Source organism: Amycolatopsis sp. cmx-4-83 (genome assembly GCF_046548815.1).
Classification (GTDB): Bacteria; Actinomycetota; Actinomycetes; order Mycobacteriales; family Pseudonocardiaceae; genus Amycolatopsis; species Amycolatopsis pretoriensis_A.
Genome location: NZ_JAEBEF010000009.1, coordinates 431,985 through 444,959 on the forward strand (window position 1 = coordinate 431,985; position 12,975 = coordinate 444,959).

At 72.3% G+C, this 12,975-nt stretch carries 10 protein-coding genes; all 10 read left to right on the forward strand.

What is annotated here, in order from left to right; all coding sequences use genetic code 11:
• The first annotated feature begins 2 nt into the window (after positions 1-2).
• The 10 genes from ACLJQM_RS28945 (at position 3) to ACLJQM_RS28990 (ending at position 12,959) form a co-directional block, all read left to right on the forward strand.
• Positions 3-1,286, forward strand: a complete 1,284-nt coding sequence (locus ACLJQM_RS28945) for a condensation domain-containing protein (RefSeq protein ID WP_410633488.1) — start codon at positions 3-5, stop codon at positions 1,284-1,286.
• Positions 1,287-1,361: 75 nt separating this feature from the next.
• Positions 1,362-2,642, forward strand: a complete 1,281-nt coding sequence (locus tag ACLJQM_RS28950) for an MFS transporter (RefSeq protein ID WP_410633489.1) — start codon at positions 1,362-1,364, stop codon at positions 2,640-2,642.
• Positions 2,643-3,492: 850 nt separating this feature from the next.
• Complete coding sequence (locus tag ACLJQM_RS28955) at positions 3,493-4,122, forward strand: LmbU family transcriptional regulator (protein ID WP_410633490.1); 630 nt, start codon at positions 3,493-3,495, stop codon at positions 4,120-4,122.
• Between the two features lie 49 nt (positions 4,123-4,171).
• Entirely contained in the window at positions 4,172-5,302 is a 1,131-nt protein-coding gene (locus tag ACLJQM_RS28960; protein WP_410633491.1) for an aromatic ring-hydroxylating oxygenase subunit alpha, read from the forward strand.
• Complete coding sequence (locus ACLJQM_RS28965) at positions 5,299-6,786, forward strand: amino acid adenylation domain-containing protein (RefSeq protein WP_410633492.1); 1,488 nt, start codon at positions 5,299-5,301, stop codon at positions 6,784-6,786. The genes ACLJQM_RS28960 and ACLJQM_RS28965 overlap by 4 nt, the downstream gene beginning before the upstream one ends.
• Before the next feature lie 29 nt (positions 6,787-6,815).
• On the forward strand, positions 6,816-7,061 hold the full coding sequence (locus ACLJQM_RS28970) for a phosphopantetheine-binding protein (protein ID WP_360781361.1): 246 nt from the start codon (positions 6,816-6,818) through the stop codon (positions 7,059-7,061).
• Positions 7,051-8,127, forward strand: a complete 1,077-nt coding sequence (locus ACLJQM_RS28975; protein ID WP_410633493.1) for an acyl-CoA dehydrogenase family protein — start codon at positions 7,051-7,053, stop codon at positions 8,125-8,127. The genes ACLJQM_RS28970 and ACLJQM_RS28975 overlap by 11 nt, the downstream gene beginning before the upstream one ends.
• A complete protein-coding gene (locus tag ACLJQM_RS28980) occupies positions 8,124-8,708 on the forward strand; it encodes an acyl-CoA dehydrogenase family protein (protein ID WP_410633494.1) in 585 nt (194 codons plus the stop codon). The genes ACLJQM_RS28975 and ACLJQM_RS28980 overlap by 4 nt, the downstream gene beginning before the upstream one ends.
• Entirely contained in the window at positions 8,705-9,409 is a 705-nt protein-coding gene (locus ACLJQM_RS28985; RefSeq protein ID WP_410633495.1) for a hypothetical protein, read from the forward strand. Before ACLJQM_RS28980 ends, ACLJQM_RS28985 begins: the two co-directional genes overlap by 4 nt.
• Before the next feature lie 145 nt (positions 9,410-9,554).
• Positions 9,555-12,959: an AMP-binding protein gene (locus ACLJQM_RS28990; protein ID WP_410633496.1), complete on the forward strand. Its 3,405-nt coding sequence runs from the start codon at positions 9,555-9,557 to the stop codon at positions 12,957-12,959.
• The last annotated feature ends 16 nt before the right edge of the window (positions 12,960-12,975 follow it).

A 12,975-nucleotide genomic window follows, 5' to 3' on the forward strand; every position in this document is an offset into this window, starting at 1 on the left:
ACGTGCCGGCACGGGACACCGGGCGGGCGAGCGGCCTGCAGCGGCAGGTGTGGCTCCAGCAGCAACTGGCGCCGGACTCGGCCATCTACCACATCGTGGCCTCGGTCCGGCTCGACGGCGAACTCGACATCGCGACGCTGGAGCGGGCGTTGCACACGCTCGAGCGGAGCCAGCGGGTGCTGCGGACCGGCTTCGAGTTCTCCGGCGGAGACGTGCTGGCTTTCACCGCCGAAGCGCGTTGCCGCCCGCTGGAAGTGCGGCAAGTACCCGCCGGAGCTCCCGTCCCCGCGGTGATCCGGGCCGCCGCGCTGGACTTCGGCGGTGCTCCCCTCGACATCGGCGCCGGATCCCCGTGGCGGTACACGCTGTTGCGCGTTTCCGCGGAGCGGCACGTGCTGCTCCTGGTCTTCCACAACATCACCGTCGACGGCCTGTCGGTGCACCTCCTGGTCGACCTGCTCGCCCGGCTCTACACGGAAGGGGCGCGAGCCGGGCCGGTGGCCGATCGCACGGTCCTCGCCGCGCGGCCGTCGCGACCGTCGGTGTCCTGGCGGGAAATGTTCCGCGGCTTCCCCGGCGCCACGGTGCTGCCCGGCATGACGAGCGAAGCCGGGGAAGACGACTTCCGTGGCTGGGCGCGCGAAGTGCGCTACCCGGCGGTGACCGCCGGCCGCCTGCGGGAGCTGGCCGCCCGGACCCGGGCCACCCCGCAGGCCATCGTGCTTTCGTGCGTCGTCAGGCAGGTGGCGCTGAGCGCCGGCACGGCGGACGTCGTGCTGGGGGTGCCCGTGTCGGACCGGGGTTCCGGCGGCATCCGGCCCGACGCGCTGGGGGTGTTCGCCGGCGACGTGCCGGTCCGGTTCACGCTGCGGCGGCCCGGCTCCCCGGTCGAGTCCCTGCTGGACGTCCGGCAGCGGATGATCGAGGTGCTGAGCAGGCGGTCAGCCGATCCCGAAGCGATCTGGCGGGATCTCCGCGCGGTCGAACCGGGTTTCGTCGGCCGTGCCTTCGACATCTCGTTCGGCTGGTGGTCACCCGGTCCGATCGCCCGGTTCGCCGCGCTGGAATCCCGGTGGGAGCTGGAGTTCGGCGGGCACGCCGAGCCGGCCTTGGTCGTGCAGCTCGGCACGCCGGAGGGCGAGCTGCGAGGGCGGCTCAGAGGGCGGTGCGGCCGGCGGGGATCGTTCGACGCGGACGCGTTCGCGGCGGGTGTCGGCGACCGGCTCGGCGAACTCCTGTCCCGGCGGGACGGTTCCGCTGACGGCGAACCGGGCCGCCGCCGCTGATCGGCCCCGGCATACTGCCGGAGCGGCCGTTGCGGTCCGGCGAGAGCACGGCGGGCCGCTGTCGGGAGGGAAGCTTTGCCGGGACGCACGCGCCGCGAACGGGGTGGGCTGTGGCGCCACCGCGACTTCCGCCTGCTGTGGGCGGGCGAGACGACCAGCAAGCTGGGCAGCAACGTGACGACGGTGGCACTGCCCCTGGTCGCCGTGCTCGCGTTGCACGCGGGCCCGTTCACCGTGGGCCTGATCGCCGCCGCCGTCTGGGTGCCGTGGCTGGTGTTCGGCCTGCCCGCCGGGGCGTGGGTCGACCGCCTGCCACACCGGCCGGTGATGCTCCTCTGCGACCTCGTCTCCGCGGCGGCGTTCCTCAGCGTCCCGGCCGCGGCCTGGCTCGGCCGGCTGACCGTCGGCCACCTGGTGGCGGTGGCCCTGCTCACCGGGACGTGCAGCGTCCTGTTCACCACGGCCTACCGGGTGTACCTGCCGGTGCTCGTGCCCGCCGCCGACCTGCCGGAGGGGAACGCGAAGCTGCAGGGCAGCGAATCCGTCGCGCAGATCGCCGGACGTGGTCTGGCCGGCCTGATCGCGCAAGGCGTCGGACCGGTGTCCGCTTTGCTCGTCGACGCGGCCACCTTCCTGGTGTCCGCGGTGTGCTTGCGGGCGATCCGCACGCAAGAGCCGCCTCGGCCGGTCGCCCCGCGGGGCACGACGTTGCGGCAGGAGATCGCCACCGGGCTCCGATGGGTCGTCCGTGACCGGTACCTGCGCCCGCTGGCCCTGTTCAGCGCGGTCGCCAACGTCGCACTGACGGGCTACCAGGCGATCCAGGTCGTGTTCTTCGTGCAGGTGGTGGGTGTTTCCCCGGCGGCGGTGGGGTTCCTGGTGGCGGCCTCGGGCGTCGGCGGGGTGCTGGGCGCGGCCGTCGCGACCTGGCTCGCGCGCCGCTGGGGCACGGCGCGGAGCATGCTGATCTCACTGCTGACCATGGCTCCGCTCGGTTTCCTCATCCCGATGGCCACGGGCGGCCCGGGCCTGATCCTGCCCGCCGTGGGCGGGATCGCCATCGGCGCGGCCGTGGTGGCCGCGAACGTGCTCGCCGCGAGCTTCCGCCAAACCTACCCGCCACGGCCCGTGCAGGGGCGCGTCGTCGCGTTCAGCAGCCTGCTGGCCAACGGTTCCAGTGCGGCGGGCGCGCTGCTCGCCGGTGCGCTGGGGGCGCTGGCCGGGCCGCGGGGCGCGGTGTGGGCGCTGATGGCCGTGCTGCTCGCCGCGACGCTCATCATCGTCGTCAGTCCGATCAGGACGAACCGGAACCTGCCGGCCGCGGCGGCACAGCCGCAAGTGCGTCCGGCATCTTGACAGCGTTTTCCGGGCCGTTCCCGAAAACGTCCGGATTGCTTTCGTTGTGTAGCGAAAATCCGCCGTTTTCCGGCCGCTTAACTCGATCGGACCAACGACGTGGCGATTCCGGTCGGCCGGGCCCACCCCTGAGCTGATCATGCTGGGCGAATCAGGCGAACTGTCGTCCGGTCGGGTTGCCGCGGCGTGATCAACGTGGCTAAGCTCGGGCAGGCCGAGCTGATCGCGGCGTCAGACGGGGAGGGCCCCTGTCGCCGGACGGCGATGGAGTGCTGCCACTCCTCCCGCTGGCTGACAGGCCGGACTGGACCGGGTGCGGGAAACGCGCGCCGGTGGTCCAGCCGAGGATCGATCGAGATCTGCTGTCCCGGGTTCTTGCGGCGCGCGCAGAAATCGTTTTCCGGAGGGGGAGAGCAAAGTGGAGGGGCGAGAGCCTGATCGTCGTGGACCGGTCGTCGAGCGAGTCGCCGCCGAAGGGCGTCGCGACCGCCGGACCGGTTTCAGCTTGCCGGCCAAGGCGAACGTGACCCGGCCGCTCGTGGGGCCGCGTCCGGCCGGTGGCCCGGTCCGGTCCGGACGTCCGCAGCTGTCCAGCCGGCGGCGCCGGAAGTGGCAGACGAGTGACCGCGCGGTCTCGTGCCACTTTTCCGCCGCGCCGGTGTGCTGATCACCGCCGTTCCCTGACTCGGTCTTCCGCTTCGGCTCCTGGTTCACGGGTGCCGGCACCGGGGTTTTCCGTCACGCGCACGCGCGGTCCGCGAAATGCGCACTCCGTTCGTGGCGCGTCACCTTGCCCGCGTGAGCGCGGGTCGTTCCCGATATCGGAGTCACGCTCGAAAGTGACCTTGCCGTGGTAGGTGATTTCGTCATTTCCCACAACAGCACCGACAACACCGGCTTGGCCGGCTGGACGAATCCCACGACCCACCCGGGCATCGTCGTCGGCGCCGACCGGCTGCGCTTACCGGAACAACTGCCCCTGGACGAATGGATCGGGATCGGGCACCGGCTGACGGAAATCTTCGACGCTTCGGCGTGGTGGATCGGCGACTGGCTGGTGTACGGTCAAAGCAAATACCCGGATCGGTACCGGTACGCGATCGCGCAAACCCGGCTCGACTACCAGACGCTCCGGAACTACGCCTGGATCGCGCGGAAGTTCGATCCCGACCGGCGTCGCCGTTCGCTGAGTTTCCAGCACCACGTGGAGGTGGCCGCCCTGCCGGCGGCCGACCAGGACCACTGGCTGCGGCTGGCGGAAAAGTTCGAGTGGTCGAGGAACGACCTCCGGAAACAGGTCAAGGACAGTTACGACCCCGGCGAACGGAAAAGGGTGACGCCGAGCGTCAGCCTGCGCATCGAGCTGAGCGGCGAACGGATGAGCCAGTGGAAGCGGGCGGCGGCGCGGAGCCGGCGCAGCCTCGAGGAGTGGATCCTGGTCAACCTGGACGCGATCGTCGAATGCGGTCCGGAGCGGTGACCTCCGGCGTAGTTTCGTCCTATGTAGACATCAGCGAGGAGGTGGCGTGATGACCGCGGTGACGATTCGCGACCGCATCTACGAGGCAGGCGGCACGGCCGCGGAGTTCGACGCCGCGACCACGTTGCCGCCCGCGTTCTACCTCGACGAGCAGCTGTACCAGCTCGAGGAGCAGCGGGTCATGCGCGCCCAGTGGCTGCCGCTCGCCCGGGTGGCGCAGGTGGCGCGGCCCGGTGACTACCTGGCGGCCGAGCTGCTCGGCGAGCCGCTGGTGGCGGTGCGGGACAAGGCGGGGGTGTTGCGCGTGCTGTCGAACGTGTGCCGGCACCGGGCCATGCCCATCGCCGAAGGCCGTGGCAGCTGCCAGACCTTGAAGTGCCCGTACCACCTCTGGAGCTACCGGCTCGACGGTTCGCTCGGCGGCGCGCCGATGATGCTGAAGGGCTCGTTCGACCGGGACGCCGTGCGGCTGCCCGAGATCCGGCACGAAGTCTGGCAGGGCTGGATCATGGTCAACCTCGACGGCTCGGCGCCGTCGCTGGCCGCCCGGATCCCCGCGCTTTCGGCATCGCTGGCGGGATGGGACTTCACCGACCTCACGGTGGTGGCGAGCCGCACCTACGAGGCGGACTGGAACTGGAAGATCACGGTGGAGAACTTCTGCGAGTGCTACCACCACCTCGGGCTGCACCGCGAAAGCCTCGAGCCGTTCCTCCCGTCCCGCGACAGCCGGTGCCTGGACAACGGCGGAGAGCCGTGGAACTCGAGCATCAGCCGGTGCGCCCCGGAGTACCTCGCACTGCAGGGGTCACCGATGTCCGGTGTGGACGGTGAGCGGGCCGGGGTGAACCAGATCTTCACGGTGTTCCCGTTCCTGTGCGCCGGAGCGCAGGGCGGCTCGGCGTTCTGGCTCGAGCTCACCCCGGAGACGGCCGGGAAGCACCGGATCACCTGGCACGTCCTGGTCCGGCCCGACCAGGCCGCGCAGCCGGGGATCGAGGACTTCGCGGCCGCCAGCATGCAGGCGATCGACGTGCTCCAGAGCGAAGATTCCGCGGCCTGCCGGGGAGTGCAGGCCGGACTGCGAAGCACCTTCGCGGCGTCCGGCTCGTTCGCCCCGCTGGAAAAGCCGATCTGGCAGTTCCAGCGCTGGCTGCTCGAGGGGCTGGCCGACCGGTGACGACGCTGCACGAGGTCGTCCTCGCCCGCGCGGCCGAGACGCCGGACGCCGTCGCGGTGACCGCAGGGCCGGTGACGCTTTCCTACCGCGAGCTGGCGGGGCGGGCGCGCGGGCTCGGGACGCGGCTGCGGGCGGCCGGCGTGGGTCCGGAGCGCCTCGTCGGCGTGGTCGTCGACCGGCCGGTGGACGCGCTGGTGGCGTTCCTCGGCGTGCTGATCGCCGGCGGCGGGTACGTGCCGCTGGCGGCGAGCCTGCCCGTCGAGCGGCTGCGGGAGATCGCGGCGGACGCGGCCCTGACCGCGGTGACGGGAGCCCGGGAACCGGCCGCGGCGATCCCGGCGCCGTTCGTGCCGGTCGACGGCCCGGAGCGCGACGAGCCGCCCGCGCCGGCGAACCCCGGGCAGGTGGCCTACGTGATCCACACGTCGGGCTCCACGGGCCGGCCCAAGGGGGTGGTGGTGACGCACGCCGCGGCGGTGCGGTCGACCGGCGCGCGGTTCACCGTCTACCCGCACGAGCGGATGGTCTACCTCGTCACCGCGCCGCTGACGATCGACGCCGCGGTGGCGGGCCTTTACTTCACGCTCTTCGCGGGCGGCCGGGTCGTGCTGCCGTCGCCGGCGGAACAGGCGGACCCCGGCCTGCTCGCCGAGCTCGTGGCGCGGGAACGGGTCACCCACTTCGACGGATTGCCTTCGCAGTACGCGATGCTGCTCGAGTTCCACGCGAGCGACCTGCGGGGCCTGTGCTGCGTCGTGCTCGGCGGGGAGTCGTTGCCGTACCGGCTGCTCCGGCGGCACCTCGACGAGCTGCCCGATGTCCCGCTGTTCAACGAATTCGGCCCGACCGAAGCGACGGTGTGGTGCACGGTCCACCACTGCACCGGCCGCGACCGGGAACCGCGGGTGCCGATCGGGACGGCGGTGCCGGGCATGCGCGCGACCGTGCTCACCGGCGACCTCACACCAGCACCGGTGGGCACGGTCGGGGAAATCTACGTCGGAGGCCCGGGCCTGGCCCGGGGTTACCTCGGCCGGCCCGCGCAGACCGCCGAGCGGTTCGTCGCCGATCCGGCCGTGCCCGGCGAGCGCATGTACCGCACGGGTGACCTCGGCGCCCTCGACGCGAACGGCGAAATCGTGTTCCACGGCCGAAGCGACCACATGGTCAAGGTGCGTGGCTTCCGGGTCGAGCTCGGCGAGGTCGAGGCCCGGGTGCTCGAACACCCCGGCGTCGCCGCGGCGGTGGTGGTGCCGCACGCGAGCCCGACCGGCACCCGGCTGGTCGCCGTGGTGGCTTTCGTCCCCGGCCGGTCGGCGAGCTCGGCGGAGCTGGCCGGCTTCGTCGGCGACCGGCTGCCCCGCCACATGGTGCCGGCCGTCTGGCGCCGGCTCGAGGCGTTGCCCTTGACCACCGCCGGCAAAGTCGACCGCCGCGTCCTGGCGGGTTCGGCGATCGGCACGGGCAGCGCGTTGCCGCGATGAGTGCACCGAGGACTGTGGGGAGGACCGTGATGCCCGGACACGACTTGACGGCGCTGACCTTGCGGACGGCGTCCGAGCTGCTGGAGTCCGAGGACCTTTCGCTCGAGGACGACTTCTTCTCCGCGGGCGGCGACAGCCTGCTCGCCATGCACCTGGTCGGCCGGCTCGCGCGCGCGACCGGGCAACGGCTGCGGGTTTCGCTCCTGCTGGAGAACCCGGTGCTGGCCGATTTCGCCGCGGCGATCCGGCCCGAGGAGGACCCTCGTGCGCGATGAGCTGGACGAGCGGCAGGCGGGACTGGCCGCCGCCGTCGACCGGGTGGCGGCGGCCGGCGGCGAGCCGCGGGAAGTCATGGCGAGGCTGGGTGACGAGCGGCTGCTCGCCGTGCACTTCCCGGAGGGGTACGGCGGCCGGGGGCTGCGGCTCGCCGACCACGCGGCGGTGTGCGAGCGGATCGGGGCACTGGCGCTGCCCGACGTCGCGCACCTGGTCACGGTGCAGGCCGTGGGGTGCTCGATCCTCGAAAGCGGCACCGGCGGACAACGTGCGCGGTGGCTGCCGAAGATCGCTTCGGGACGGCTGTACGCGAGCCTGCTCCTGTCGGAACCGGACGCGGGCACCGATCTCGCCGCCATCACGACGGCAGCCACTCCCGACGGTGACGGCTGGCGGATCCGCGGTGGCAAGACGTGGAGCCTGTTCACCCCGTGGTCGCGGCTGGCACTGGTGTCCGCACGCACCCGTGAGGGTGCGAGTCCCTACGACGGGATCAGCTTGTTCCTCGTGGATCCCGCGGCGCCCGGCGTGACGATCACCCCGGTGCCCCGTGCTGCGGGGGAGCCGTACCACACGGTGACCTTCGACGACGTCGGTGTCGGCCCGGACGCCCTGCTCGGGCGGCCGCACCTGGGCTGGCGGCTGCTGCCACGCGCGATCGGCTTCGAACGCGCCGGCTTCGACTACCTGAGCTGCGCCACCCGGTGGCTCGCCGCGGCCGAGCGCGAGGTGCGCGGCTTGCCGGAGATCCGCCGGCGGGCGATGGCGGCCGACCTCGCCCGGCTGCGGTTCGAGGTGGGCAACGCCCGAGCCGTCGCCTACCACGCGGTCAACAGCGCCACGCGGTTCGCGATGGACGAATTCGCCGTCGCGTACGCCAAGCTGGTCTGCGGCCGGGCCGCGCAGTCGGTGGCCCGGTGGGCGGGACTGGAGCTGGGCGCCGGGTCCGGCGGGGTCGCCGCCGCGGTCGCGGAGGCGCCGGAGTTCACGATCTCCGGTGGAGCGCAGGAACTCCAGCTGGACCTGATCGCGAACGAGTACCCGATCGGGGGTGCCTTGCGGTGAACCTCGACCTGGATCCGGCGCAGCGCGACCTGGTGACCGCACTGCGCGAGTCGCCGGGCGGGCGACCGGCGAGCGAAACCGTCGAGGCGGCCGGCGCGCGCCCGGCGGGTGCTTTCGAGTGGTGCCTGGCGTTCGAGGAACTGGGCGCGCTCGTCGCCGGGTTCGACCTCCCACGGGAGGACCTCCTCCGCGGTGCGGCGTACGCCGTCGGCGTGGGCCGGAAGTGCCTGGAGCTGGCACAGCGCCGGGCGGGAGACCGGACGGTCGCGGGACGACCGCTGATCGAGCACCAGGGAGTGGCCCACCGCCTGGCGAACGCGGCGGTCGAGCTGGCCTGCGCCCGGGTGGGCCTCTGGCGGACGGCGTGGTCGCGCGATCGCGGAAAGCCGCCGGCGGACCGGGTGTACGTGGCGACCGCCGTCTGCGTGACCGCGGCGGTCGGTTGTGCGCACGAACTCGTCCAGATCTTCGGTGCGGCGGGCACCAGCGAACCGGTCGTGACGCGGCTCTACCGGGCCGCCTACGGTCTGCCGGACGTGTGTGGCTCGCCGGGCGAATTGTGGCGGCGGGTGGGCCGGTGACCGTGCTCGCCCTGGAGTTCCGCGCGGTGCGGGAAACCGCGGACTTCGGCTTCCTCGCGACCGAGTTCCCGCTGAACCGGCTCGATCCGATCGGCCGCCACGTCGCCGGACCGCTGACGGTGCGGCGGCAAGCCGCGGAACTGGCGGCCGGGAAACCCGGCACCGTGCTCGCGTACTGTTCGTGCGCCGCGCTCGGCGCCCACATCGCCGAGCTGTCCGGCGCCGATCTCGTGCTGATCGACGCCGACGCCGTCACGCCCGAAGCCGTCCGCCGGGACGTCACGGCCGTCTGCGCGTCACTCGGCGCCCCGCCCGCCGACGACGTCGAGATCGCGTTCGCGGCGGTGCGCGACGAACTGGCCGCCGTGCACGGCGCCGATGACCAGGCTTTCGAGATGGTCGACGAACTGTTCGGCCGCTACCGGGCCTGGCTGCGCTTCCTCGCCGCGGCGGCCGCGGCCGAGCCCGCGGCGCCGGCCGGTGAGGTGACCGTGATAGCCGGAAAGCGCTTGCCCGCACTGGAAAACCTCCTGGCCGACCCGGATCGGGCGCGAGTCCGTCGCTTCACGCCCGAGCAGGGCACCTTGGAGTCACCCGAAGTCCGGGAATTTCTGCGGAACCACCTGCTCGGGCGGGGGTTCCGCGCGAGTGTCGAAATCCCCGTGGCGGAAGGAAAGGGGGCATGCGCTTCCGATAAATGATCACCCGGTTGGGTCCTGTGGGGCCGGCAAAGGCCTTGCTACGTTTGCTGTTGATCATGAAACGCGAATGAGGGGGATTTTCGTGTCGGGGTTTTCGCGCGTCGATGTCCGGAAACGTGACATCCAATCGCTTTTGCTGGCCCGGGTGCGCTCGGCGCCGCGGGCGCCGGCTTTCACGTTCCTCGTCAACGGTGAAGAACCGTTGCCCGCCATCGACTACGCCGGTCTCGACGCGGCGGCCCGGGCACGTGCGGCAGCCCTGGTGGAGCGTGGTCTGCGCGGGCGGACGGTGCTTCTCGCCTACGACGGCGGCGAGGAGTTCCAGATCGCCTTCCTGGCTTGCGTCTACGCCGGTGTCATCGCCGTGCCGACGCCGGTCCCGGTGCGTACCGGCGCGCTGCGCCGCACCACCCACATCGCGCGGGACGCCATGACCACCACCGTCCTCACCGACATGTCGACTCGTGAACGCGTCGCCGAAGGACTGGGTGAAGCGGCGACCGAAGACCTCGATTGGCTGGTCACCGACGAATGGACGGAACCGGCGGCCGACTGGCACTACCGCGAGATCGACCCGGACGACGTCGCACTGCTGCAATACACCTCGGGCTCGACGGGGGACCCCAAAGGCGTGATGGTCACGCACGCCAATCTTTGGCACCAGGCCGCCGAGATGGACGAATTGTGGACCCGTGTCGAAGACGGCGCGGTCGTTTCCTGGCTGCCGATGTTCCACGACATGGGCCTGCTGTTCGGCTTGGTTTTCCCGGTGTTCACCGGGATGCCGGCGTACCTGCTTTCGCCGGAGGCGTTCGTCCGCAAACCCGTGCGGTGGCTGCGAGCCATTTCCCGGTTCCGGGCGACGCACGCCATCGCCCCGAACTTCGCCTACGAACGCTGCGTCAGCCACATTTCCGCCGAGGAACGCCGCACGCTCGACCTGTCCGGCTGGAAGCTGGCGCTCAGTGGCGCCGAGCCGGTCCGGTCGGCGACCCTCGCGAGGTTCGCGCGCACCTTCGCCGAGACCGGTCTGGACCCGAACGCGCTGGGCACCGGCTACGGCCTGGCCGAAGCCACCCTCAAGGTCGCCGGCAGCACGCCCGGGCGGATGGCCGGCATCCTGTGGCTGTCGGCGAAGGCCCTGCAGGAAGGCCGGGCCGTGCCGGTCGGTGAGGCCGAGGGCGGGTTGCCGGCTGTCACCAGCGGACGCACCCAGGGCGACACGGTCGTGCGGATCGTCGCCCCCGACAGCGGCGAGGCCCGGCCCGAAGGCCGGGTCGGGGAGATCTGGATCCGGGGTTCCTCGGTCACCAAGGGGTACTGGAACCGGCCCGAGCAGACCGAGGCGACGTTCCACGCCACCATCCGCGGCGAGGGCCCGCAGCGCTACCTGCGCACCGGAGACCTCGGTTTCCTGCACGACGGCGAGCTGTACGTCACCGGCAGGCACAAGGACCTGCTGATCTTCAACGGCGAGAACCACTACCCGCAGGACATCGAGTACACCGCCGAGGAGAGCCACCCCGGCCTCCGGGTGTCGTCGGCGTGCGCGATCGGCGTCGACCACGCCGGCGCGGAGAAGCTCGTGGTGGTCGTCGAGGTCGACGAAGCTTTGCTCGCGTCGGCGGGTGCGGACGAGCTGGCCGCCGGGATCGAGTCGGCGGTCTGGCGGGAGCACGAGCTGGCGGTGCACCGGGTGGTGCCCGTCCGGCGCAACTCCCTGCCCCGGACCACCAGCGGCAAGATCCAGCGCACCGCGTGCCGCCTCGGGTACGAGCAGGGCCGGTTGAAGCTCGCCACCGGCTCCCGGGAACCGGCCCGGGTCGAGGGCCTGCTGGCGTGGCTGCGCGAGTTCGGGGCCCGGCGGGTCGACTCGCGGCTGATGGACGAGCGCCGCACCATCCCACCGCACATCGTCCTCGCGCTGGGGCGCAAGGGTTTGCTCGGCATGCAGATCCCGTCGGCGTACGGCGGGCTCGGCCTGGACACCGGCGCGACGCTGCGGGTGCTCGAGCAGCTCGCCGCGATCGACCTGACGCTGGCCACCTTCGTCTGCGACAACAACGCGCTGGGCGTGTACCCGATCGCGCGGTACGGCAGCGCGGAGCTGAAGGCCGCGCTGCTGCCCGAGCTCGCGTCGGGCCGCTCGCTCGCGGCGTTCGCCGTGACGGAGCCGGGCGCGGGCTCGGCGATGCAGGCCATCCGGGCCACGGCTCGCGAAGGCGCGCCGGGGCACTGGACGATCACCGGGGACAAGTCGTGGAGCGGAAACGCTTCCTGGGCGGACGTGCTCGTCACTTTCGCCCAGTCGCGCGATGCCGAAGACCGGCCGCGGGGCCTGGCGGCCTTCGTGGTGCCGGTGGACGCGCCCGGGCTGCGCATCGGCAAGGAAGCGCCGACCATGGGCCTGCGCGCGATGGTGCAGAACGCGCTGCGCTTCGACGAAGTCCCCGCCACCGAACGCCTCGGTGACGGGGAAACCGTCGCGAACGAGACCATGATGCGCACTCGCCTGATGATCGGCGCGCTCTGCCTCGGGGCGATGCGCCGTGCCCTGCAGCTGCAGCACCGCTACGCCCGGCGCCGCGAAGTCGGCACCGGGAGGCTGCTGGACAACCCGGTCACGCTCGCCAGGATGACGGACTCGATCGCGGCGGTGACCGCCGTGCAAGCCTTGGTCCACGACATCGCCGAAGAGCTGGACGGGGGGTGCCGGCCCCCGGACACGGCGTTCCTCGCGGTGAAGGTGCTCGCCCCGGAGCTGCTGTGGGAGGTCGTGGACGGCGCCGTGCAGGCCACCGGCGGCCGCGGCTACGTCGAGACGAACGTGCTGCCGCGGCTGCTGCGGGACGCCCGGGTGCTCCGGATCTTCGAGGGGCCGACCGAGAGCCTGCGGATGCACCTCGGTTCGCTCGTGGCGGCGGGCGGCGGTGCCGGCCTCGTCGACGCCGACCTGGTGGCACGGGTGCTCGGCCACTGCGAGCGGACCTTCGCCGTCCTCCCCGCGGCCGACCGCGTGCGCCGCGCCCACGACCTGCTCGGCGAGGTCGCGGCGACGGCGATCCTGCTGACGGCGGTCCGGCGGCACGCGGCGGACGACCACTCGGAACCGTGGGCGCGGCGGAAGTTCGACGACGCCGTCGCGAAGGCGCTGGGCGTTCCGGCGTGCGCCGGCGCGGACGCGGTCTCCGCCGCGGTCGAGGGGTACGAGGCCGCGATCGGTGTCGTGGAGCAGACACCGGCCGGGCTGGACGACGAGCTGGACCCGTACCTGCGCGAGGACTACGCCGAAACTGCCGCGGCCGCCGCCCCGGACCACCCGGCCGAGAACGGGCTGCGCGACTGGCTGGTCCGCTGGGTGGCCGCGAAGCTCGGCATCGCCGCTTCCGAAGTCGCCGGGGACACGCCGTTCCCGCGGTACGGGCTCGATTCCGTCGCGGTCACCGAGCTCGTCGGGGCCCTGCACGACGAGCACGGCCTGACCGTGCCGTCGGCGCTGCTCTGGGAGTACCCGACGATCGACGCCCTTTCCGCGCAACTCGACCGCTGAGCGGTCCCGATTCCTG

Excerpts from the sequence above, each read along its gene's own strand:
- ACLJQM_RS28960 (WP_410633491.1), top strand. The coding sequence starts at position 4,172 with ATGACCGCGGTGACGATTCGCGACCGCATCTACGAGGCAGGCGGCACG.
- ACLJQM_RS28970 (WP_360781361.1), top strand. The coding sequence starts at position 6,816 with ATGCCCGGACACGACTTGACGGCGCTGACCTTGCGGACGGCGTCCGAG.